This window comes from Streptosporangium nondiastaticum (assembly GCF_003011965.1).
In the GTDB taxonomy this organism is placed as follows: Bacteria; Actinomycetota; Actinomycetes; order Streptomycetales; family Streptomycetaceae; genus Streptomyces; species Streptomyces nondiastaticus.
Window position 1 is genome coordinate 37777 of record NZ_PXWG01000032.1, and the last position, 21376, is coordinate 59152.

A 21376-nucleotide genomic window follows, 5' to 3' on the forward strand; every position below is an offset into this window, starting at 1 on the left:
CTTAGCTCACTGTTACCTAAGCTCACAATGAATGTCGTCCTGGTAACCTTGCGATCATGACCGCCCCCGACGCGTCCGGACAGCTCGCCGAGCAGTTGCTGCGGCTCACCCGCAGGCTCCACCGGGCCCAGAAGCGCTATCTGGACCCGGTCGGGATCACGCCTGCCCAGTCCCGGCTGCTGCGCGCCGTCGCGCACTGCGACCACCCGCCCCGCATGGCCGACCTGGCCCAGCGCCTGGAGGTCGTGCCGCGGGCCGTCACCACCCTCGTCGACGCCCTGGAGGCCGGCGGCTCGGTGCGCCGGGTGCCGGATCCGTCCAACCGCCGGGTCATCCGGATCGAGCTGACCGACGAGGGCCGCAGGATCCTGCGGGAGCTGAGAGAGGCGCGCCGCACCGCCGTGGAGGACGTCCTGGCGCCCCTTTCCGCCGCGCAGCGCGACCAGTTGGGAAGCCTCCTGAACGAGCTGATGGCGGGCCCGGGCCCCTCCCGCTGACGCCCGGAACCGGGCGGGCACGGCGCCATGGGAGCGCCTCGCGCCCGCCCGGCGAGGGCGGCCGGAGCCGTGAGGGCGGTCAGCAGGAGCGACTGTCCTCCGTCAGTTCGCCCTGGGCGGTGGCCAGGGTCCGGTCGTAGCAGGCGCCCGGCCCGAGGAGGCGGTAGCGCTCGCGCGAGACGCCGACCGCGTGCCGCTTCTCACGGGGGACGTTCTGGTTGTACGCGGCGTCACCCGTGTAGGTGTCGTCGAGCCGCGACCAGTCGATCCTCTTCCCTGCGCGGAGCGTGACGCTGTCGGAGCGGTCGCCCATGGTCATCACGGTGCGCAGCCGGTCGCCCGAGCCGATGGAGATCTCGCCGTCCATGCTGTAGACGCGGTGGGCGCTGGTCGTGACGGCGGGGCCCCGGCCGGCCACGGTGACGCTCTCGTCGTCCGTCCAGCGGGCCCGGAGTCCGTCCTTCGACTCTCCGTCGGTCCAGCGGTGGGTGGAGGCGGCGGCGACCCTGCGGGTCACCGTGGTCGCCACCCTGCCGTGCGAGGTGTCGACGTAGCCCGCGACCGTCAGGGAGTGCCCGCCGTCGGCCTTCAGCGCGTGCTCGGTGCCGGGCTCGTAGGCGACCGTGTTCGCGGGCGCGCCGGTCGTGTGTGCGGTGAGCGCTCCGGTGACGCTGCCCGCCCTCGCGTCCTGCCACACCAGGACGTTGGTGGGGGTGCTCCAGCCGCTCTGCCCCTCGGGCACTCCGGTCACCGAGATCGCGATCCGGTGCGGCTTGCCGTCGTTGAGCTGCCCGGCGAACGGCGTCAGGTCGTACTCCAGGGGCCGCACGTCGAAGGCGCGCGGACCGGGTATGACGTACCACAGGAAGGGGTTGGACCAGCCGCCCGTCCATACCGTGGGGAAGGGCGCGGCGATGCCGGCGAGTTTGCCGTCCACGGACACCTGGACCTCGCGGTACGGCCCGTCCTTGGCCTTGCAGGAGTACGGTGCCGCGTCCGGCACCGTCAGGTACCAGAACTCCTCGCAGCCGCCGCCCGAGCCCGTCGCGTACACCTCGGCGACGATCCGCTCGCTGTTGCGCGGCGTGGTCAGCATGCCTTCGTAGGACGTGCCGGCGTTGTGCGCGCTGTCGAGAGTGAGGACTTTGTCGGGTGTCTGTGCCGGCCGGGCCCGTCCGTCGGCGGCGTAGAAGGTCAGGGTCGCCTTGACCTTGATGACGCCGGTGTAGGTCTCGTTCACCAGATTGCCGATGAGCATCTCGACGGGCTGCCGCTCCCGGAAGGTGGCGGAGTAGCGGGTGACGTCCTTCTCGACGTGCCAGCTGATGCCCTCGGGCGAGGGTTCCGGGGTGGAGGTGCGCAGGACTTCCACCCCGCCGACCTGCAGGTAGCCGAGGCGGTCGTACTGCCGGCCGGCGACGGCGCCGTCGAGCCGCAGGACGACCTTGTTCCAGCGGTCGCCGCAGGCCTTGGGCGGCAGGTAAGTGCCCTTGTAGGGCGTGTAGTCGCGGAATTCGGTGTCGGCGAGCGTCACGGTGCAGGATCTGGTGTCCGGCGTGGCGACGGGCGGGCCGGCGGTGACCGGGTCGTGCCAGTCGGTGCCGAACTCGGTCGGCGGGCCCGCGGCCAGGGCGGGGCCCGCTCCCAGCGCCAGGCCTGCGGCCGCGGCGCACACGGCGAGGAACAGTCGTCTCATGGGGCAGGAGTGAAGCGCTTCGCACTGCAGTGCGCCAGGGCCCCTTTTGGCCTGACTCGGCGCCGGCGTGCGAAAACCAGTTGAATGCGGCACTCCAGTGGCGCGAACCTTTCACAGCTCCTGCCGGCCCGCCCAACCCCCTGGGACGTCATGCAGATTCGCGACCTTCCGTACTCCGATCCCGGCCGGCCCGACACGAGGTCGGGTCCGCGCCTCCTGCTCTGGCTCGGGCGGAACCAGACGGCGGGCCAGGCCAAGGCCCTGGCATGGGGCGTAGTGCACATGGCCGCCGTGGCCGCCCTGCCGGTGGCCCTCGGCATAGCCGTCCAGGCCGTGGTGGATCGCTCGGGCGCCCGGCTGGCCCTGGCGGGCGGGCTGATGGTGCTGCTGGGCGTGCTCATCGCGCTGGGCGACACGATGCTGCACCGTGCGGCGATCACCAACTGGATCACTGCCGCCGCCCGGCTGCAGCAGCTTCTGGCCCGGAAGACGGCGGAGTTGGGCGCCACGCTGACCCGCCAGGTCGCCGCGGGAGAGGTCGTGGCGGTGTCGACGGGCGACGTCGAGAAGATCGGGTGGTTCGTGGAGGCCCTCTCGCGCTTCGCCTCCGCGCTGTTCACCACGCTCGCCGTGTGCGCGGCCCTCGTGATCTATCAGCCCGCCCTGGGCGGGCTGATCGCGCTGGCGGTGCCGGCCCTGGTCCTGGCCGTGCTGCCGTTGCTGCCGCCGGCGACGAAGCGCGCCGACGAGCAGCGGGAGAAGGCGGGGTACGCCACGGAGCTGGCCTCCGACACCGTGGCCGGGCTGCGCGTGCTGCGCGGCATCGGCGGCGAGGAGCTGTTCCTGGACCGCTACCGGCGCGCTTCCCAGGAGGTGCGCCGGGCAGCCGTGCGCAGCGCCCGGATGTGGGCTCTGATCGCGGCGGTCCAGGTGCTGCTGCCGGGGCTGCTGCTGATCGCGGTGGTCGGGTACGGGGTGGGGCTGGTGGAGGACGGCCGGGTCGGTGTCGGTGAACTGGTTACCGTCTACGGCGTGGTGACATTCCTTCTCTTCCCGCTTCGGGTGTTCGAGGAGATCGCCATGGCGTACTCCTTCTCCCGTCCGTCGGCGGCGCGCGCGGCCCGCGTGCTGTCCTTGGCTCGCACAGCCCACACAGCCCGCACAGCCCGCCCGGATGCGGGTGAAGAGGATGCGGGTGAGGAACCGGGATCCGCTCCGGCAGGAGACCTGTACGACCCGGAGAGCGGGCTGTCGGCTCCGGCTGGGCGGCTGACCGCGGTGGTGTGCGGCGATCCGGACGTGGCGGGCCGGCTGGCCGACCGGCTGGGCGGGCACGCCCCCGCCGGATCCGCCGGATCCGAGAGGGCGCCGTCGGTACTGCTCGGCGGTGTCGCACTGGACGATCTGCCGCTGGAGGCGGCCCGTACCGCGGTGCTCGTCCAGGACAAGGACCCGGTGCTGCTGTCGGGGACGCTCGCCGAGCTGCTGGACGTGCCCGCCTCGGGTGCCGTGCCGGCCGGAGCCGCACTGGCGGCGGCGCAGTGCGACGACGTGCTGACCGCCCTGGCGCAGGCTTCTCCTGACGCCTCCGGCGACCCGATGCGGACCCGGATCACCGAACGGGGCCGCTCGCTGTCGGGAGGGCAGCGGCAGCGGCTGGCGCTGGCCCGGTCGCTGGTTACGGACCCGCAGGTGCTGGTGCTCGACGAGCCCACCTCGGCGGTCGACTCGCACACGGAGGCGCGGATCGCCGACGGGCTGCGAGCGCTGCGGCAGGGCCGTACGACGGTGGTGTTCTCCTCCAGCCCGCTGCTGCTCGACCGGGCGGACCGCGTGGTGTTCGTCCAGGAGGGCCGGGCCGTGGCGGTGGGCACGCACCGCGGGCTGCTGCACGACGACCCTGCGTACCGCGCCGTGGTCACGCGGGAGACGGACGCCGTACCGGCGGCGGCCGGGGCGAGGGACCCGGAGCTCTCCGAGCTCGGCGGGAGCGGACAGATCGAGGAGTCGGCATGATCGGTGTGACACCCCCCGAGCACGACCCCGCGGCGCCGGAGTCGGCGACCACGCTCCCGGTCGCCGGGCCCGTGACCGTACGGGCCTACGTGCGCGAGCTGCTCCGCAGACACCGGACGGCGTTCGTGCTGCTCGTGGCGGTGAACGCCGTCGCGGTGACCGCGTCCATGGTGGGCCCCTACCTGCTGGGCGGGATGGTCGAGGACCTGGCGGCCGGGGCGGAGGAGGTGCGTCTGGGACGCACGCTCTCGCTGTTCGCCGTCGCCCTGGCCGTGCAGGCCGTCTTCGTGCACATGGTGCGGCTGCGCGGGTCGGTGCTCGGCGAGGAGATCCTGGCGGACCTGCGCGAGGACTTCCTCGTGCGGTCGGTGGGGCTGCCGCCGGGCGTCCTGGAACGGGCCGGCACCGGTGACCTGCTGTCGCGGATCACCACCGACATCGACCGGCTGGCGAACGCCATGCGCGAGGCCGTGCCCCAGTTGGCGATCGGATTCGTGTGGGCTGCGCTGCTGCTGGGGGCGCTGGCGGTGACGGCGCCGCCGCTCGCGCTGTGCGTGCTGGTCGCGGTGCCGGTGCTCGTCATCGGCTGCCGCTGGTACTTCCGCCGGGCGCCCGGCGCCTACCGGTCCGAGGCCGCGGGGTACGCCGCCGTGGCGGCGTCGCTCACCGAGACCGTCGACGCCGGGCGGACCGTCGAGGCGCACCGGCTGGGCGAGCGCCGCGTGGCGCTGTCCGACCGGCGGATCGCCGAATGGACCCGGTGGGAGCGGTACACGCTGTGGCTGCGGTCGGTCCTCTTCCCGGTGATCAACGCGACCCACTCGCTGGTCTTCGGCTCCGTGCTGATCATCGGCGGTGTCTTCGTGCTGCAGGGCTGGGTGTCGGTGGGGCAGCTCACGACGGGCGCGCTGTTCGCGCAGATGCTCGTCGAGCCCGTCGGCCTGATCCTGCGCTGGTACGACGAGCTGCAGATCGCGCAGGTGTCGCTCGCCCGGCTGGTGGGCGTGCGTGAGATCGGGTCGGAGGCTGCGGACGACGGCACGGACCCGAAGGGCCGGGAGGTGCGGGCCGACGAGGTGCGGTTCGGCTACCTGGCGGGCAACGACGTCCTGCACGGCGTCTCCCTGAAGGTGCGGCCGGGGAGCCGGGTCGCGCTGGTCGGGCCGTCCGGCGCGGGGAAGTCGACGCTGGGCCGGCTGCTGGCCGGCATCTACGCGCCGCGCTCGGGCGCGGTGACGCTCGGCGGCGCGGAGCTCGCGCGGATGCCGGCGGAGCGGGTGCGCCGCCACGTGGCCCTGGTCAACCAGGAGCACCACGTCTTCGTGGGGTCGCTGCGCGACAACCTGCTCCTCGCCCGGACGGACGCCGGGGACGGCGAGCTGTGGGCGGCTCTCGGCGCGGTGGACGCCGACGGCTGGGCGCGGGCGCTCGCGGCCGGCCTGGACACCGCGGTGGGCTCGGGCGGGCTCGCGCTCACCCCGGCCCAGGCCCAGCAGGTCGCGCTGGCGCGGCTCGTGCTCGCCGATCCGCACACGCTCGTGCTGGACGAGGCGACTTCGCTGCTGGATCCGCGCGCGGCCCGGCACCTGGAGCGCTCGCTGGCGACGGTCCTGGAGGGCCGTACGGTGGTGGCCATCGCGCACCGGCTGCACACCGCCCATGACGCGGACGTGATCGCGGTGGCGGAGGACGGCCGGATCTCCGAGCTGGGCAGCCACGACGAGCTGGTCACGGCGGGCGGCACGTACGCGGCGCTGTGGCGGTCCTGGCACCGGTAGCCGCCCGCCGGGCGGGCCGGGGCGCCCCGGGTCAGATGAGCTCCAGGGCCCCGAGCCCGCCCAGGCCGCCGAGCACGAGGAACGCCGGCATGAGGACCTTGAGCTCCACCCAGCTGCCTGCCCGGAAGCGCATGGCCTTCGGCGGTCCGACCGGATACCAGCGCTTGCGGCCGACGGGTATGGGCCACAGGATCGGGCAGCCGGAGACTGTGAGAGCGTCGCCGATGTCGTGCACGAGGGCGCCGAGGACGATCGGCAGGCCCAGCCACAGGTACTCCTGGCCGGGTTCGGAGAAGAGCCAGCCGGCGCCGTTGCCCGGCTCGTTCAGGACGCCGGCCAGTATCCAGGCGCTGGTGGCTCCGAGGAGCCACACCAGGACGTCACTGGAGGTGCGGGCCGCACGCCACAGGAGCCCTTCGACCGCGAGCACGAGGTGGACGAAGAGGATGCCGAGGACGGCCCAGCGGCCGCCCGTGACCGCCAGCGCCGAGGCGCCGGCGCCTATGAGGACGGCCCACAGCCAGGTGTGGGTGAGCGTGCGGTGCCCGCCGTTGCGGCGCGGGTCGCCGTGCCCGCGGGTGGCCTTGTAGACGGAGTGCGACAGCTTGTCGATGACGCCGCACAGCGCGCGGGATACCGGGCCGAAGGCGCGCGATATCGTCGCCGACTTGTGGTCGAGGTCAGGGGCGAGTGCCGCTCCGGCGCAGATCAGGGCGCCGACGACGAGCACCGGCCAGGGCATCGGCTCGCCCGCGGCGGCCGTCGCCGCTCCCACTCCCAGCCAGGCGGCCGCTCCCGAGAGCGAGTGCGCCGGTCCCATCATGGTCGTTCCCACTTCCTCGTGCCGGACGGCGTGCGCTGTTCTGACGCCGGGTCGGCGACTCAGCGTAGCGTCCGGATGATCACCTTTGGACCGGCCGGTTCCCTGATCCGGTCCGGGGCCAGGCAGTATGGAGGGGTGACCCTTATCGATCAGATGCCTAGCCATGCCGAACCCGATGCCCTCTTCGAAGCCTTCTCGACCTGGGCCGAGGAGCGGGGCATCTCGCTGTACCCCGCGCAGGAGGAGGCGCTGATCGAGGTGGTCTCCGGGGCGAACGTGATCCTTTCGACCCCCACGGGCTCCGGCAAGAGCCTCGTCGCGGCCGGGGCGCACTTCACCGCGCTGGCCAACGACCAGGTGACCTTCTACACCGCGCCGATCAAGGCGCTGGTGTCGGAGAAGTTCTTCGACCTGTGCAAGATCTTCGGCACGGAGAACGTCGGCATGCTGACGGGCGACGCCTCGGTCAACGCCGACGCGCCCATCATCTGCTGCACCGCCGAGGTGCTCGCCTCCATCGCGCTGCGGGACGGCAAGGACGCCGACATCGGCCAGGTCGTGATGGACGAGTTCCACTTCTATGCGGAGCCGGACCGGGGCTGGGCGTGGCAGATCCCGCTGCTGGAACTGCCCCAGGCGCAGTTCATCCTGATGTCGGCAACTCTGGGCGATGTGTCCCGGTTCGAGGAGGATCTGACCCGGCGCACGGGGCGGCCCACCGCCGTGGTCCGCTCGGCGACCCGGCCCGTGCCGCTGTCCTACGAGTACCGGTCGACACCGCTCACCGACACCCTCACCGAGCTGCTGCAGACGCACCAGGCGCCCGTCTACATCGTGCACTTCACACAGGCCGCGGCCGTGGAGCGGGCGCAGGCGCTGATGAGCATCAACATGTGCTCGCGCGAGGAGAAGGACGAGATCGCCAAGCTGATCGGCAATTTCCGCTTCACCACCAAGTTCGGCCGGAACCTCTCGCGCTACGTCCGGCACGGCATCGGCGTGCACCACGCGGGCATGCTGCCCAAGTACCGCCGCCTAGTGGAACGGCTGGCGCAGGCCGGTCTGCTGAAGGTCATCTGCGGCACGGACACCCTCGGCGTCGGCGTCAACGTGCCGATCCGCACGGTGCTGTTCACCGCGCTCACCAAGTACGACGGCCAGCGGGTGCGGACGCTGCGGGCGCGGGAGTTCCACCAGATCGCGGGCCGCGCGGGCCGGGCCGGCTTCGACACGGCCGGCTTCGTCGTGGCCCAGGCCCCGGACCACGTCATCGAGAACGAGAAGGCCCTGGCGAAGGCCGGCGACGACCCCAAGAAGCGGCGCAAGGTGGTCCGCAAGAAGGCTCCCGAGGGCTTCGTCGGCTGGACGGAGAACACCTTCGAGAAGCTCATCGCCTCCGAGCCGGAGCAGCTGACCTCGCGCTTCCGCGTCACCCACGCCATGCTGCTCGCGGTCATCGCGCGCCCGGGCAACGCCTTCGAGGCGATGCGCCGCCTGCTGGAGGACAACCACGAGCCGCGCAGGAACCAGCTGCGGCACATCCGCCGCGCCATCGCGATCTACCGCTCCCTGCTGGACGGCGGCGTGGTCGAGCGGCTCGACGAGCCCGACGCCGAGGGCCGCATCGTCCGCCTGACCGTGGACCTGCAGTCGGACTTCGCGCTCAACCAGCCGCTGTCGACGTTCGCGCTCGCCTCCTTCGAGCTCCTGGACCCGGAGTCGCCGTCCTACGCCCTGGACATGGTCTCGGTCGTGGAGTCCACGCTGGACGACCCGCGGCAGATCCTCGCGGCGCAGCAGAACAAGGCGCGCGGCGAGGCCGTCGCCGCGATGAAGGCGGACGGCGTCGAGTACGAGGACCGCATGGAGCGGCTCATGGACGTGACCTACCCCAGGCCGCTGGACGAGCTGCTGACCCACGCCTACGGGCTCTACCGCAAGAGCCACCCCTGGGTCGGCGACCACCCGCTCTCGCCGAAGTCGGTCATCCGCGACATGTACGAGCGGGCCATGACCTTCACGGAGTTCACCTCCTTCTACGACCTGGCGCGCACCGAGGGCATCGTCCTGCGCTACCTGGCCGGCGCGTACAAGGCTCTGGACCACACCGTCCCCGACGACCTGAAGTCCGAGGACTTCGAGGACCTCATCGCCTGGCTGGGCGAGATGGTGCGCCAGGTCGACTCCAGCCTGCTGGACGAGTGGGAGCAGCTGGCCAACCCCGAGGAGGAGTCGGCCGAGGAGGCCCAGGACCGCGCCGACCAGGTCAAGCCGGTCACGGCGAACGCCCGCGCCTTCCGGGTGCTGGTGCGCAACGCGCTCTTCCGCCGGGTCGAGCTGGCCGCCCTCGACAAGGTCGGCGAGCTGGGCGAGATGGACGCCGACTCCGGCTGGGACGAGGACCGCTGGGCCGAGGCCATGGACGCCTACTGGGACGAGTACGACGACCTGGGGACCGGCCCCGACGCGCGCGGCCCGAAGCTGCTGCGCATCGAGGAGAAGCCGGAGGACGGGCTGTGGCGGGTCCGGCAGACCTTCGCCGACCCCGACGGCGACCACGACTGGGGCATCACGGCCGAGGTGGACCTCACCGCCTCCGACGAGGAGGGCCGCGCGGTGGTGCGCGTCCTGGAGGTCGGCCAGCTGTAGCCTCCGAGGCGCGGCCCACGCGGCCCGCCCCGGCAGCGAAGGAGGCCCGATGACCACACCGACCGACCGTCTGGTGGGTCTGCTCGACCTGGAGCGGATCGACCTGAACATCTTCCGCGGCCGCAGTCCCGACGAGTCGCTCCAGCGCGTCTTCGGCGGGCAGGTGGCCGGGCAGGCGCTGGTCGCGGCCGGGCGGACCACCGACGGTGACCGCCCGGTCCACTCGCTGCACGCGTACTTCCTGCGCCCGGGGCGGCCGGGCGTGCCGATCGTGTACCAGGTGGAGCGGGTGCGCGACGGGCGCTCCTTCACCACGCGGCGCGTGGTGGCCGTCCAGCAGGGCCGGACGATCTTCAATCTCACCGCCTCCTTCCACGAGCCCGAACCGGGCTTCGAACACCAGGTGGCCATGCCGGACGTGCCCGCTCCGGAGGAGCTGCCGCGGCTCGCCGACGAGATCCGCGATCACCTCGGCGAGCTGCCCAGCGCGCTGCGGCACATGGAGCGCCGGCTGGCCTTCGACATCCGCTACGTGGACCGGCTGCGCTGGACGCAGCAGGAGCTGGCGGATGCCGAGCCCCGCAGCGCCGTGTGGATGCGCGCGCTGGGGCCGCTGGGCGATGACCCGCTCGTGCACACGTGCGCCCTCACGTACGCGAGCGACATGACGCTCCTCGACGCCGTACGCATCCCGGTGGAGCCGCTGTGGGGGCCGCGCGGCTTCGACATGGCCTCGCTGGACCACGCGATGTGGTTCCACCGGCCCTTCCAGGCCGACGAGTGGTTCCTCTACCAGCAGGAGTCACCGATCGCGACGGGTGCCAGGGGGCTGGCCCGTGGCCAGATCTTCGACCGCGAGGGCCGGCTGCTGGTATCGGTGATGCAGGAGGGGCTGTTCCGCAAGGTCGGCTGAGAGCCGCCCGAGCGGCCCCCTCCGGGGCGTTCACGCGATGCGGCGCAGCCTGCGGAGCCACCCCCGCAGACCCGCCGGCGCCGCCGGTTCCTCCGCGGCCTGCGCCTCCCGCTCCTCTTCCCGCTGCTCCTGCTCCGGTACCGGTGCCGGATCAGGAACCGGCTCGGCGGAAGGCTGGGGCACGGGCACGTACCCGTCGGGCTTCGGCGCCGGCCGCGCCGCTCGGGCGGTGGCCAGGGCCCGTGCGAGCCGCTCCCGGTGGCGCCCGATCTCGTCGGCGTCGGCAGCGAGCGTCACCCGCTCGATGACGTCCCGCGCCGCGGCCGAGTCCGTGCGGATCCCGGCGAGATCCGGGCGCAGCAAGCTCAGGTACGCCCGCTCGTACGGGTCGGGCACGGCGTCCGCCAGCTGGTCGGGGGCGAGCACGGCCGCGACGGCCGCCGCGCGCTCCCAGGGGTCCGCGGTCAGCACGGTCAGCTGGCCGAGCCGCCGGGCGCGCCAGCTCCGGGCCCGCTGGTCGTCACGCTCCTCCAGCTCCATGCGGAGCGCCGGGTCCGTGCGACCGCTGAGGAGCTCCGGATTGGCGTCGGCGAACTCCACGAGGTCGGCCGCCAGATAGTGCCAGACCACCGCGCGGTAGCGATTGACGTAGAACCTCACGGGGGCGAAGCAGCCCGCTCTGGCGAGGCGGGCGAAGCGGGCGGGGCTGACGCCCATCAACTGGGCGGCCTCCGCCGTGCCCACGGCCCACAGCCTGTTGCGCAGCGATTCGGGGAATCCCGCACCGGACCGGAGCCGTTCGATCTCCTCGCGGGCGACCCGCGGTCTGCCGCCGGCGCTGACGGACACCGTCCGCACGTGCCCCAGCTGCACGGCGAGCTCGAATTCGCGGGGCTTGAGACCCAGCTCCCGCGCCGCCGTCCCACAGGCCACCGTGGCCGCCGTCCCCCGCTCCCGGCATTCCTGCACTGCCATGAAACCTCCCCCGAAACCGTCCGATCACTGACAGTGACGACGATAGCGGTGGAGTACGGCGGCGTTTCCGGCCTGTGGATAACCTCCCGTCAGCTGCGGCTGCCCGGGCCCCCCACCGCCCCGCTCTGCTGCCGGGCCGCGACGCCGAGGTGCTCGCCGACGCGGTTGACGAGCAGCGTCATCTCGTACCCGATCTGGCCGATGTCGGCCTCCGCTCCCCCGAGGACGCACAGGCAGCTGCCGTCGCCCGCGGCCGTCACGAACAGCACGCCTTCGTCGAACTCGACCATCGTCTGCCGCACCCGGCCGGCCCGGAACTGCCGGCCCGTGCCCTTGGCGAGGCTGTGCAGCCCCGACGCGACGGCGGCCAGGTGCTCGGCGTCCTCGCGCTGCAGGCTCGTGCTGGCCCCCGTCACCAGTCCGTCGTTGGAGAGCACCAGTGCGTGCCGTATGTGCTCGATGCGCTCGGTCAGGTCGTCCAGCATCCAGTCGAGCCCCTTGCCGACTGTCATGTCCCGCCTCCCCGTTCGACTTTTCCCCGTAACTGCCGTGCCAGCCTTGCTCACCCGCGTGCTGTCGGCAACCCGTCCCGGCCCGTCGGCACGTCTCCGTGCACAAGTTGGCACATGATGGGGACATGGCACAGGAAACGACCAAGGACCAGTGGCGCGATCCCGCCCACGTGCAGGAGTTCTTCAGCGTGCGGGCGCGCGACTGGGACGCCCGGTTCCCCGGCGACGGGCCGGCCTACGACGCCGCCGTCGCCGACCTCGGGCTGCGGCGGGGCGATGTGGTCCTGGACGCGGGGTGCGGCACCGGCCGGGCGCTGCCGGCGCTGCGCGCGGCCGTCGGCCCGCGGGGCGTCGTGCTCGGTGCGGACCTCACGCCCGCGATGCTGGAGGCGGCCGTGCGGGCCGGCCGGCAACGGGCCGGCCGGCTGCTGCTGGCCGACGTCACCAGGCTTCCGCTGCGCGACGGTTCGGTCGACGCCGTCTTCGCCGCGGGGCTCGTCTCGCACCTGGCGGACCTGGTGGAGGGTTTGTCCGAGCTGGCCCGGGTCGTACGGCCCGGCGGCCGGCTCGCGCTCTTCCACCCCGTCGGGCGGGCCGCGCTCGCAGCTCGTCACGGACGCCAGGTGACGCCCGACGACGAGCGCGCCGAGCCCAACCTGCGCCCTCTGCTGGCGAGCGGCGGCTGGCACCTCGACTCGTACACGGACGAGGACACGCGGTTCCTGGCGCTCGCGAGCCGCTCGGACCGCCCTGCGCAGAACGGGGCGGTCCGGGACTGAGCGCCTGCGCGCGCCGGGAAGAAGGGCCTACGAAGAGAGGAGGGACTGCCCGGCGACCGCCTCCACGAAGGCGGCGGGGTTGTCGAACATCATGTTGTGCCCGGCGCCGGGCACGGTCTCCACGACCACACCCGAGGCCTCCAGTCCCTCGCGGTCGGGGAGTTCCCCGCTCAGCTCACCCATCAGGTACGTGCGCGGAATGGCCAGTTCCTGCAGCATGCGGCGCATCGTCGGCCGGGTCCCCCGCACCAGGCCGACGGCGCTGCGGTGGAGCGCGGTGGGGTCGGCGAGCCGCATCGTCGCGCGCCAGAGCGGGCCCACGCGCTGCAGCGTCTCCGTGAAGCCGCCGCCGTGGACGAAGCCTTCCTCCGTGTAGGAAGCGATGCCGCTGCTGCCGGCCGTGCGGGGCGGGTCGGGGTCCAGGTTCGCCTCGGCGAGTACGAGGCCGGAGACCAGCTCGGGCCGCCGTGCCGCGAGCACGATGGCGACCGCTCCGCCCATGCTGTGGCCGACGACCTCGGCCCCCGTGATCCCGGCCGAGTGCAGGGCCGCGGCCACGGCGTCGGCGTGCTCCTCCAGCGTGTAGCCGAAGTCCAGGGGGCGGTCGCTGATGCCGTGTCCCGGCAGGTCGATGAAGAGCGAACGCCGGTCGGCGAGCGCGGAGGCGGCCGCGATGTGCGCGTGGTAGACGGCCGAGGCCGATCCCAGACCGTGGAGGTAGACCCGCGCCGGGCCGCCTCCGGCGGCCTCGGTCCATCGCACACAGGCCCCCGTGGATCCGAACTCCGCCTGCCGCATGCCGTTCTCCCCTCCAGCGATTTCGTACTGGATCATCACCATACATCGATCACGATGTACCGCCATAGCGATGTACAGCAGCTGTCGGGTTGAATACCGCCATGCTCGAACTCGCCATCCTCGGTTTCCTCTACGACGCTTCGCTGCACGGATACGAGCTGCGCAAACGCATCGCCGCGCTCACCGGACACGTCAAGCCCGTGGCGGAGGGGTCGCTGTATCCGGCGATCAAGCGGCTGGAGTCGGCGGGGCTGCTGGCCCGCGAGACGCGGCCCGGCTGCGGAGCCGCCCCCCGGCACGTGCTGAGCCTCACGGAGCACGGCCGCGAGGAACTGCGCCACCGGCTGGCGGAGCCGGCGGAGAGCGACATCACGGACGAGAACCGCTGGTTCACGGTGCTCGCGTTCCTGCGGCACCTCGGCGAACCGGCGGGGCAGGCCGCCGTGCTGGAACGGCGGCTCGCCTTCCTCCAGCAGCCGACGAGCTTCTTCCACTCCGGCGACCGGCCGCTGCGGGCCGAGGAGATCGAGGACCCCTTCCGGCGCGGAGTCCTCACCATCGCCCGCGCGACCAGCCGTGCGGAACTGGCCTGGCTGCGCGAGACGATCGGCTCACTCCGCGGCGTCTGAGCCCCTCCCTGCCGGGTCCGGAGCGGCCCCGGAGGCCTCGTCGGTTCCGGCGGTCGCGGGGTCCGTGGCGGGCCGTTCGTGCGGCACGGGGCAGACCGCGCCCCTGCGGCCGGCGGGGAACGTGCCCAGCTCCGCGACGACGTAGCCGTCGGGGTAGCCCTTGATCTCGGGATTCTGGCGCACGTAGTGGGGAGTGCGGCGGGGCGGGAGCAGGCGCACGGCCCTGCCCCGGGCCCGCAGGGCGCCCCGGACCAGCGCCCGGGTGGCGGGGTGGGGCCGCTCGTAGCGGAACGCGCGCAGCAGGGGGTCGTCGAGCAGGGCCATGCTTGCGCCACGCACGAGCGGGGCGAGCGGGCGCGGGTACCAGGAGGCCATCAGGTCGAGCGTCGCGTCGGACACGCGCCGGCCGCCCTCGTCCCAGCCGAAGTGCTCGGCCTCGTACTCCTCCAGGCAGCGCTCGAACTCGTCGTAGGAGCCGGGGATGTCCTGGATGCCCATGTGCTTGCCCAGGGTGCGGTAGTACACGGCGATCGCCTGCCGCTCGTGCCCGGAGAGCCTTCGCCAGCCGTACGCGTCCACCCACCTCCGCGGGACGACGACGAAGGTGCACAGGACGTAGCGCATGTCGTCGTTGCTGATGTCATAGCTGCGGTGCATCTGGTTGATTCGACGGATCGCGGTCCGGCCGCTCTCGCTGTCGAATCCGTGCTCCACGACGGTGTCGAGCAGCAGGGCCGTGTCGTCGTAGCGCTTCTGCGGGCGGCCGGAGAACTCGCCCGTTCCGGCCAGCAGGCGGCCGATGCTGGGCACCGCATAGGTCCTGTAGAGGGCGAGTTCCAAAGCGCGGGTGATGTCCCAGGGGAACTCCAGGGTCGCCGTGATCCGGTAGATCCTGAGGAAGTCCCGTTCGGGGTCCAGCCTCCGGATCGCCCTGAGCCGGTCGTAGCGCTTCACGCGGTGGTCGCCCCTTCGTTCGTCGGAGGTTCAACTCTACGGGCGGCGGGCACACTTGAACGACCACGGCACGGAACGCTCGCGGAGGCAGGTGAGGATCGGTGTTCGGCAAGCTCCGCAAGCACATCGAGGAGGCCCGGCGGGTGCCGGAGCCCCCGCCGCCCGCCCGGCGGCAGCACAATCTCTTCGAGGCGGCCGCGACATATGTGGCGGCGTGCGCCGAGGACGACCACGAGAGAAGCGCCGAGGCGGCCCGCTGGGTCTCCCCCGAGGCGCTCTGCTTCGGTGTGAACGAGCTCGCGTGCCGGGCGGTCGTGGCGCTCGCCCGGGAGCACGACGAGACGCCGCAGCACATGGCGCGCAAGCTGCTCAACCTGCCGGTCTCCTGAGCCGCGGGCCGGCCGCGGCTCAGACGCGGTCGAGCGGGACGTGCGGCCCGTCGGGCAGCTCCGCGCGTACGGGGTCTCCCGGCCGGACCTCGCCGCCTTCGAGCACGACGCCCATGATGCCGCCCTTGCGGACGACCGCCCCGTTCTCGTCCCGGCCGACGACGTGCCTGAGCAGCCCCTTGCGGAAGCCGTCGATCTGCAAGCACGGGTTGCGCAGCCCCGTCACCTCGACGACCGCCCGGTCGCCGAGGTGCAGCCGGGTGCCCCGCGGCAGCGCGAGCAGGTCGATCCCGCTGGTCGTGACGTTCTCCCCCAGGTCGCCCGGCCGGACCGCGAAGCCCGCCTCGGCGACCTCCGCGAACAACTCCTCGTGTATCAGGTGTACCTGACGGAGGTTGGGCTGCGTCGGGTCCTGCGCGACCCGCGAGCGGTGTTGCACGGTCACGCCGAGATGGGCGTCGCCTTCCACCCCCAGTTTTGCCAGGAGCGTGATGCTCTCGCTCACCGGCTTGCTGAACGTGTGCTCACCACTGCGGCACACGGCAGTCACTGTCCCCGTCACGGCAGGCCCTCCCCCTCGGTCACGCACACCCGTGCGTACGTCAGCCGGACTCCGAGCCTAACCGGTGGCACCGACAGTTCCCGAAGCCGTCACCTCGAAGGCGTGTACATGACACTCGTAGCGTCCTACGTTGCCCGTATGTCCCCCACCACCAGCCCCCACGGACCGCGCCGGCCGCGCCGCCGCCACCTCGGCGCCCTGGGCACGGCCCTCGGTCTCGCCGCCGCCTCCCTCGGCCTGTGGGTCCCGGACTCCACCGCGGCGGCGGCCGTCCCCACTCCCGACCACGTAGTGGTCGTGGTCTTCGAGAACCACGCCTACGACCAGGTCATGGGGAACGGGGGCGCCCCCTACATCAACTCCCTCGCTTCGGGTGGGGCGAGCCTGACCGCCTCCTACGCCGAGACGCACCCCAGCCAGCCCAACTACTACGCCCTCTTCTCGGGCGACACCCAGGACGTCACGGACGACAGCTGTGTCACTCCCGGCTTCAGCGACGCCCCCAACCTCGCCTCCGAACTGACCGCCGCGGGCAGGACCTGGGCGAGCTACAACGAGTCCCTGCCCGCCGAGGGGTCCACCACCTGCAAGAGCGGCAAGTACGCGCAGAAGCACAACCCCTGGTTCGGCTTCAGCAACGTGCCGACCAGCACCGCGCACACCATGACCGCCTTCCCCGGCGACTACACCAAGCTGCCGACCGTCTCGTTCGTCGTGCCGAACCTCTGCAGCGACATGCACGACTGTTCTGTCGGCACAGGCGACACCTGGCTGAAGAACAACCTCAAGGGCTATGCGGACTGGGCCGCGTCGCACAACAGCCTGCTCCTCATCACCTTCGACGAGGACAACAGGCTCAGCGGCAACCGCATCCCGACCGTCCTGTACGGACAGCCCGTCAAGCCGGGGTCCGCGTCCGGCACCACCTACAACCACTACGACGTCCTGCGCACGCTCGAGGACATGTACGGCACCGCGCACGCCGGCAGGGCGGAGAGCGCGCAGGACATCACCGGCATCTGGAACAGCTGACCGTGTACCTCGCGGACAGCCGCACCGCACCGGGTGTCCCCGACACCGCCGGCCGGTCCCCCTCCTCCGGCCGGCGGGCCGCCGTCCCCGCGACGGTGCTCACCCTGGGCACCGTCAGCCTCGTCACCGACGTCTCCTCGGAGATGGTCACCGCCGTCCTGCCGCTCTACCTCGTCGCCGAACTCGGCCTCTCACCGCTCGGCTTCGGCCTCCTGGACGGCATCCACAACGGGGTCAGCGCGCTCGTCCGGCTCGCCGGCGGCAGGCTCTCGGACCGGGGGGCGGGCGGCCACAAGGCCGTGGCCGCGGCCGGCTACGGCCTCTCCGCCCTGTGCAAGCCGCTGCTGCTCCTCGCGCACAGCGTGCCCCTGATCGGCGCGGTGCTCGCCGCCGACCGCACGGGCAAGGGCCTGCGCACCGCGCCGCGCGACGCCATGATCTCGCTGGCCTGCGACCCGGCCGCCCGGGGCCGGGCCTTCGGGGTGCACCGCGCGATGGACACCGCGGGCGCGCTGATCGGGCCCCTGGTCGCCTTCCTCGTCCTGCGCGCCGCGGCGGGCGGCTACGACGCCGTGTTCACCGTGAGCGGCTGCACGGCCGCCCTCGGGGTGCTCGTCCTCCTGTTGTTCGTGCCCGGCCGCACGAGCGCCCCCGGCCACCGCAGCGCGCCCGCGGTGCGCGCTCCGCTGCGCGCAGTGGCGCGCCGCCCTGAGATCCGCCGGCTGACCGCATGCGCGGTGCTGCTGGGGCTGACCACCGTGAGCGACTCGTTCCTGTACCTCACCCTGCAGAGGCGCCTGGACCTGTCCGAGACCTGGTTCCCGTTGCTGCCGCTCGGCACGGCCGGCGCCTTCCTGCTCTTGGCCGTACCCCTGGGCGCCGTCGCCGACCGCTTCGGGCGGCGACGGCTGTTCCTCTGCGGCCACCTCGCGCTCCTGGGGGCCTACGGACTGCTCACCGCCCCGCTCGGCGGCTCGCCCGCCCTGCCGTGCCTCGCCCTCGCCCTGCACGGGAGCTTCTACGCCGCGACGGACGGCGTGCTGGCCGCGGCCGCCGCCGGTGCCGTCCCCGCGTCCGTCCGCGGCAGCGGACTCGCCGTCGTGCAGACCGGGCAGGCGGCCGCTCGCTTCGCCTGCTCGATCGCCTTCGGCGCGGCCTGGGCCGCGTGGGGCGACCGCACGGCGCTGGAGGCGGCCGCGGCCGGGCTGGCCGTGTCCGCGGCCGTCAGCGCCCTGCTGCTGCGCCCTTCGAGAAGCCCGAAGAGCACGGAGAGCACGGAGGCCACGGAAGACACGGAGGACACAGAGCACAAGGAGAGCCCGCAGGGCACGAAGAACGCGAAGGACCAGGCCCGATGAAGGACCGAACCCGGTGAACCGCAGAAACCGTCTCCTGATCCTGCTCGTGGCCGTCCTGGTCCTCGGCGGCGTCGCGCTGGCCGCCACGCTGCACGCTGCCGGGCGGGCCGCCGAGCAGGACCGCGCACGGCCCGGTGACCCCCGGGTCGCCCGCGGCGAGGTCACCCTGGACGCGCCCGGCCGGAGCGTCTTCCGGAACATGGCCTGGGGGCCTCACCGGGACGAGATCGCCTCGGTGCCCGCCGCCGACCCCTCGGGCCCGCGGACCTCGTCCGGTGTGCGCTGCCTGCGCTTCCACTCGGCGGGCGGGACAGGCATTTGCCTGCAGGCGGTGCACGGCGGCCTCCGGGACGGCTACCGCGCCGTCGTCCTGGACGCCCGGCTGCGCGAGCTGCGCCACTACGACCTGGCCGGCATACCGACCCGGGCCCGCGTGTCCCCCAGCGGCCGTACCGTCGCCTGGACCGTCTTCGTCAGCGGCGACTCGTACGCGGGTACGAACTTCTCCACCCGGACCTCCGTCCTTGACCTGCGCACCTGGACGCTGGACCGCAACCTGGAGGACTACCGGTTCTCCCTGGACGGCCGGCCGCACAAGGCCGTCGACACCAACGTCTGGGGCGTCACGTTCGCCGACGACACGCACTTCTACGCGACCGTCGCCACGGGCGGGCGGACCCATCTCGTGCGCGGCGACCGCACGGAGCGAACGCTGCGCGCCGTGCACACCAATGTGGAGTGCCCGTCCCTGTCTCCCGACGGGACGCGCATCGCCTACAAGAAACGCGTCGAGGGCGCGTCCGACGACGCGCCCTGGCGGTTGTACGTCCTGGATCTGCGCACGGAGCGCGAGACCCCGACGGCCGAGCGGCGCAACATCGACGACCAGGCCGTCTGGCGGGACGGCGGCACCCTCGTCTACGCGCTGCCCGGCGACTACGGATCGGACCTGTGGACCGTTCCGGCGGACGGGTCCGGCAGCCCGCGGCTCACCATGGCCGCGGCGCTGGCCCCGGCCTTCACCGGCTGACCTCCGCCCCCCCGCGGGGCCGCTGCCCGCGGCCCCGCGCGGCCGTCAGCGGCCGAGCTCCTTGCGCGACACCCGGCGCAGCCGCTTGCGCTGCGAAGGGTCCAGCAGCAGATACGCGCCGACGGGCACGCCGACCATCACCAGCAAGGCGGCCCAGAAGGGCAGCAGCCACAGCAGGATGACTCCGACGGCCACGCCTCCGGCGGCGACCTTGGCCCTGTTGCTCATTTTCCTGCCTCCTTCGCGACGGCTGCCGCTCTGTCCGTGAGAACGCCCGGGGGCCCGGCCCGGTTCCTCACCCGGTCCGCAGCGGGGTTCCCACGTCGTGCATGTGGTGCAGCGCCTGGCGGTACGAGTCGACGATTCCAGTCTCCGTGTACGGCAGCCCCGACGCGCGGCAGTGCGCGCGGACCAGCGGCCGGGCGAGGCGCAGGTGGGGGCGTGGCATGTTCGGGAAGAGGTGATGCTCGATCTGGTAGTTCAGGCCGCCCATGAGCCAGTCCGTGACGGCCCCGCCGCGCACGTTGCGCGAGGTGAGGACCTGGCGCTGCAGGTGCCCCCAGCGCTCGCCGCCCGGGCCGGGCATTTCCATGCCCTTGTGGTTGGGGGCGAAGACCATGCCGAGGTGGAGGCCGAAGAGGGCGTGGTGGACGAGGGCGAAGACGACGGCCTTGCCGGGGGACATCGAGGAGAGCAGCAGGCCTGCGTAGCCGGCGACGTGGAGGGCGAGGAGCGCAGCTTCCGTCCGCCGTTCTGCCGCGGACTGCCGCCCGAGGTCGCGCACGCTCGAGATCTTCAGGCTGATGCCTTCGAGCAGGAGCATGGGGAAGAAGAGGCGGGCCTGGTTGCGGGTGAGCCACCGGACGGCGCGTCCCCGGCGCTGTGCCGCCTGCCGCTGTGTCCACACGAGCGCGCCGACACCGACGTCGGGGTCCTTGTCGACGTGGTTGGGGTTGGCGTGGTGGCGGTTGTGCTTGTCGTTCCACCACGCGTAGCTCATGCCCAGCAGGAGGTCGGCGTGGAGGAGGCCGATCAGCCGGCCCGTGCGCCGGGTGGCGGCTATCTGGGCGTGTCCGCTGTCGTGCCCGACGAAGGCGGTGCGGGCCCAGAACAGGGCGGCGGGGACGGCCAGCAGGACCGTCCGCCAGGAGTCACCGCTCAGCACGATCCCGGCTGCCGTGGCGGCGAGCGCCACGAGGTTCACCGCGATGCTGCGCGCGTACCAGCCCCTGCGGCGTTCGAGGAGGCCCTGGTCCCGGACCTGGCGGAGGAGGGGGGCGAAGTCACTGCCCGCAGCGGGTTTCGCGGGCAGCACGGCGGCCTGGGGCATGGGGGTCTCCGGACGGTCGGATAACTGGGCTGACCTCACAGAACGTACGGATCGGGGCCCGCTCGGGGCCATGGCGTCACCACCCGGCCCCTGCGGGGGCAAACCCCCCTCCGGAGGCGGGGGTTTGGGTACACCGTCTCGTCCGGAGCTGTGGCTCGGCTCACGCCGCGGAGGTCTTCGCCGGTGGCGCGCTTCCTGTACCCTCGGCCGCTCCGGACCCCGACTAGTCAAATTTGAGGAATGCGCAGCGCTGTGACACCGCCCTCTGCCGCAACACCCTCCGAGATCTCCCGGCTCGCCCACTGCTCCGCGGTCTTCCTGCCCGGTGACCCCGCGCGCACCGGGCGGGTGGCCTTCTGGCTTCCCGGCAGCGAACCGCCCGCCTCCCCGGGCGGCGTCGAGGACCTGACCATCGCCGTCGCGGACGGCGACGGCGTCGCCACGACGACCGTGCGGGCCGCCGTCCTGCCCGTGCGCGACGCCGTGCCCGTCCTCACCCGCGCCCGGGCCGCGCGGGCCGACGAGGCGGCCGCCTTCTGGGGCGCCGCCGCCGTGCTCGCCCTGCAACTGGCGGCGCGCGGCCGCCTGCTGCCCGGGCTGTCGGCCACCGACCACGACGCGTGGCGCGTCGGCCCCCTCACCGCCGACGACCTGCA

At 72.8% G+C, this 21376-nt stretch carries 20 protein-coding genes and 1 pseudogene; 12 read left to right on the forward strand and 9 right to left on the reverse strand.

The genetic code is table 11. The annotated features are described in order from the left end of the window. The first annotated feature begins 56 nt into the window (after positions 1-56). Positions 57-497 (forward strand): MarR family winged helix-turn-helix transcriptional regulator, encoded by a 441-nt coding sequence (locus B7P34_RS14975; protein ID WP_106676717.1) that lies wholly within the window; start codon positions 57-59, stop codon positions 495-497. 79 nt (positions 498-576) lie between these two features. Here the strand turns inward: B7P34_RS14975 and B7P34_RS14980 are convergent, their stop codons facing one another. Further along, on the reverse strand, positions 577-2193 hold the full coding sequence (locus tag B7P34_RS14980; RefSeq protein ID WP_106676719.1) for a peptide-N4-asparagine amidase: 1617 nt from the start codon (positions 2191-2193) through the stop codon (positions 577-579). Between the two features lie 150 nt (positions 2194-2343). Here B7P34_RS14980 and B7P34_RS14985 point away from each other — a divergent pair, with 150 nt between their 5' ends. Beyond that, positions 2344-4209 (forward strand): ABC transporter transmembrane domain-containing protein, encoded by a 1866-nt coding sequence (locus B7P34_RS14985; RefSeq protein WP_106676721.1) that lies wholly within the window; start codon positions 2344-2346, stop codon positions 4207-4209. Beyond that, on the forward strand, positions 4206-5987 hold the full coding sequence (locus B7P34_RS14990; protein WP_106676723.1) for an ABC transporter ATP-binding protein: 1782 nt from the start codon (positions 4206-4208) through the stop codon (positions 5985-5987). Before B7P34_RS14985 ends, B7P34_RS14990 begins: the two co-directional genes overlap by 4 nt. A 31-nt stretch (positions 5988-6018) precedes the next feature. On the opposite strand, the gene B7P34_RS14995 is transcribed toward B7P34_RS14990, so the two are convergent. Continuing rightward, positions 6019-6810, reverse strand: a complete 792-nt coding sequence (locus tag B7P34_RS14995; protein ID WP_106676725.1) for a metal-dependent hydrolase — start codon at positions 6808-6810, stop codon at positions 6019-6021. Between the two features lie 153 nt (positions 6811-6963). On the opposite strand from B7P34_RS14995, the gene B7P34_RS15000 reads away from it, so the two are divergent. Both B7P34_RS15000 and B7P34_RS15005 read left to right on the forward strand, forming a co-directional pair. After that, on the forward strand, positions 6964-9459 hold the full coding sequence (locus B7P34_RS15000) for a DEAD/DEAH box helicase (RefSeq protein ID WP_223267864.1): 2496 nt from the start codon (positions 6964-6966) through the stop codon (positions 9457-9459). Positions 9460-9508: 49 nt separating this feature from the next. Next, entirely contained in the window at positions 9509-10372 is an 864-nt protein-coding gene (locus B7P34_RS15005; protein WP_106676729.1) for an acyl-CoA thioesterase, read from the forward strand. A 30-nt stretch (positions 10373-10402) separates the two neighbouring features. Here B7P34_RS15005 and B7P34_RS15010 read toward each other — a convergent pair whose 3' ends face one another. Together B7P34_RS15010 and B7P34_RS15015 are read right to left on the reverse strand one after the other, a co-directional pair. Further along, a complete protein-coding gene (locus tag B7P34_RS15010; RefSeq protein WP_146166823.1) occupies positions 10403-11347 on the reverse strand; it encodes a DUF6397 family protein in 945 nt (314 codons plus the stop codon). 89 nt (positions 11348-11436) lie between these two features. Continuing rightward, a complete protein-coding gene (locus B7P34_RS15015) occupies positions 11437-11859 on the reverse strand; it encodes a roadblock/LC7 domain-containing protein (RefSeq protein ID WP_106676733.1) in 423 nt (140 codons plus the stop codon). Between the two features lie 125 nt (positions 11860-11984). On the opposite strand from B7P34_RS15015, the gene B7P34_RS15020 reads away from it, so the two are divergent. Continuing rightward, entirely contained in the window at positions 11985-12638 is a 654-nt protein-coding gene (locus tag B7P34_RS15020) for a class I SAM-dependent methyltransferase (protein ID WP_106676735.1), read from the forward strand. Between the two features lie 27 nt (positions 12639-12665). On the opposite strand, the gene B7P34_RS15025 is transcribed toward B7P34_RS15020, so the two are convergent. Then, complete coding sequence (locus B7P34_RS15025) at positions 12666-13400, reverse strand: alpha/beta fold hydrolase (protein WP_223267865.1); 735 nt, start codon at positions 13398-13400, stop codon at positions 12666-12668. Positions 13401-13537: 137 nt separating this feature from the next. On the opposite strand from B7P34_RS15025, the gene B7P34_RS15030 reads away from it, so the two are divergent. Continuing rightward, a complete protein-coding gene (locus B7P34_RS15030) occupies positions 13538-14065 on the forward strand; it encodes a PadR family transcriptional regulator (RefSeq protein ID WP_106676737.1) in 528 nt (175 codons plus the stop codon). Here B7P34_RS15030 and B7P34_RS15035 read toward each other — a convergent pair. Further along, on the reverse strand, positions 14048-15019 hold the full coding sequence (locus tag B7P34_RS15035; RefSeq protein WP_106676739.1) for an oxygenase MpaB family protein: 972 nt from the start codon (positions 15017-15019) through the stop codon (positions 14048-14050). The genes B7P34_RS15030 and B7P34_RS15035 overlap by 18 nt on opposite strands. A 101-nt stretch (positions 15020-15120) precedes the next feature. Here B7P34_RS15035 and B7P34_RS15040 point away from each other — a divergent pair, with 101 nt between their 5' ends. Further along, positions 15121-15408, forward strand: coding sequence for a hypothetical protein (locus B7P34_RS15040; RefSeq protein ID WP_223267866.1), 288 nt, complete (start codon positions 15121-15123; stop codon positions 15406-15408). Between the two features lie 19 nt (positions 15409-15427). Here the strand turns inward: B7P34_RS15040 and B7P34_RS15045 are convergent, their stop codons facing one another. Next, positions 15428-15970, reverse strand: coding sequence for an MOSC domain-containing protein (locus B7P34_RS15045; protein ID WP_106676740.1), 543 nt, complete (start codon positions 15968-15970; stop codon positions 15428-15430). A 138-nt stretch (positions 15971-16108) separates the two neighbouring features. On the opposite strand from B7P34_RS15045, the gene B7P34_RS15050 reads away from it, so the two are divergent. From B7P34_RS15050 to B7P34_RS15060, 3 genes are read left to right on the forward strand one after another with little or no spacing between them, the layout of a single operon-like run. Continuing rightward, positions 16109-17002, forward strand: coding sequence for an alkaline phosphatase family protein (locus B7P34_RS15050; RefSeq protein WP_106676742.1), 894 nt, complete (start codon positions 16109-16111; stop codon positions 17000-17002). A gap of 2 nt (positions 17003-17004) precedes the next feature. After that, positions 17005-18360: an MFS transporter gene (locus B7P34_RS15055; RefSeq protein WP_106676744.1), complete on the forward strand. Its 1356-nt coding sequence runs from the start codon at positions 17005-17007 to the stop codon at positions 18358-18360. A 13-nt stretch (positions 18361-18373) separates the two neighbouring features. Then, on the forward strand, positions 18374-19390 hold the full coding sequence (locus B7P34_RS15060) for a TolB family protein (protein ID WP_106676746.1): 1017 nt from the start codon (positions 18374-18376) through the stop codon (positions 19388-19390). Positions 19391-19435: 45 nt separating this feature from the next. On the opposite strand, the gene B7P34_RS15065 is transcribed toward B7P34_RS15060, so the two are convergent. Then, on the reverse strand, positions 19436-19618 hold the full coding sequence (locus B7P34_RS15065) for a hypothetical protein (RefSeq protein ID WP_030364874.1): 183 nt from the start codon (positions 19616-19618) through the stop codon (positions 19436-19438). Between the two features lie 67 nt (positions 19619-19685). Further along, positions 19686-20720: a fatty acid desaturase family protein gene (locus B7P34_RS15070; RefSeq protein ID WP_106676748.1), complete on the reverse strand. Its 1035-nt coding sequence runs from the start codon at positions 20718-20720 to the stop codon at positions 19686-19688. Positions 20721-20972: 252 nt separating this feature from the next. Here B7P34_RS15070 and B7P34_RS15075 point away from each other — a divergent pair. Continuing rightward, positions 20973-21376 (forward strand): annotated as a pseudogene (locus tag B7P34_RS15075) (ATP-dependent helicase); the annotation flags it as partial.

What these genes read in the sequence shown, in the direction of transcription:
- B7P34_RS15000 (WP_223267864.1), top strand. Translation starts at nt 6,964, where the DNA reads ATGCCTAGCCATGCCGAACCCGATGCCCTCTTCGAAGCCTTCTCGACC.
- B7P34_RS15065 (WP_030364874.1), bottom strand. Translation starts at nt 19,618, where the DNA reads ATGAGCAACAGGGCCAAGGTCGCCGCCGGAGGCGTGGCCGTCGGAGTC.
- B7P34_RS15050 (WP_106676742.1), top strand. Translation starts at nt 16,109, where the DNA reads ATGTCCCCCACCACCAGCCCCCACGGACCGCGCCGGCCGCGCCGCCGC.
- B7P34_RS14995 (WP_106676725.1), bottom strand. Translation starts at nt 6,810, where the DNA reads ATGATGGGACCGGCGCACTCGCTCTCGGGAGCGGCCGCCTGGCTGGGA.
- B7P34_RS14975 (WP_106676717.1), top strand. Translation starts at nt 57, where the DNA reads ATGACCGCCCCCGACGCGTCCGGACAGCTCGCCGAGCAGTTGCTGCGG.
- B7P34_RS15005 (WP_106676729.1), top strand. Translation starts at nt 9,509, where the DNA reads ATGACCACACCGACCGACCGTCTGGTGGGTCTGCTCGACCTGGAGCGG.
- B7P34_RS15010 (WP_146166823.1), bottom strand. Translation starts at nt 11,347, where the DNA reads ATGGCAGTGCAGGAATGCCGGGAGCGGGGGACGGCGGCCACGGTGGCC.
- B7P34_RS15015 (WP_106676733.1), bottom strand. Translation starts at nt 11,859, where the DNA reads ATGACAGTCGGCAAGGGGCTCGACTGGATGCTGGACGACCTGACCGAG.
- B7P34_RS15020 (WP_106676735.1), top strand. Translation starts at nt 11,985, where the DNA reads ATGGCACAGGAAACGACCAAGGACCAGTGGCGCGATCCCGCCCACGTG.
- B7P34_RS15030 (WP_106676737.1), top strand. Translation starts at nt 13,538, where the DNA reads ATGCTCGAACTCGCCATCCTCGGTTTCCTCTACGACGCTTCGCTGCAC.
- B7P34_RS14990 (WP_106676723.1), top strand. Translation starts at nt 4,206, where the DNA reads ATGATCGGTGTGACACCCCCCGAGCACGACCCCGCGGCGCCGGAGTCG.
- B7P34_RS15070 (WP_106676748.1), bottom strand. Translation starts at nt 20,720, where the DNA reads ATGCCCCAGGCCGCCGTGCTGCCCGCGAAACCCGCTGCGGGCAGTGAC.
- B7P34_RS14985 (WP_106676721.1), top strand. Translation starts at nt 2,344, where the DNA reads ATGCAGATTCGCGACCTTCCGTACTCCGATCCCGGCCGGCCCGACACG.
- B7P34_RS14980 (WP_106676719.1), bottom strand. Translation starts at nt 2,193, where the DNA reads ATGAGACGACTGTTCCTCGCCGTGTGCGCCGCGGCCGCAGGCCTGGCG.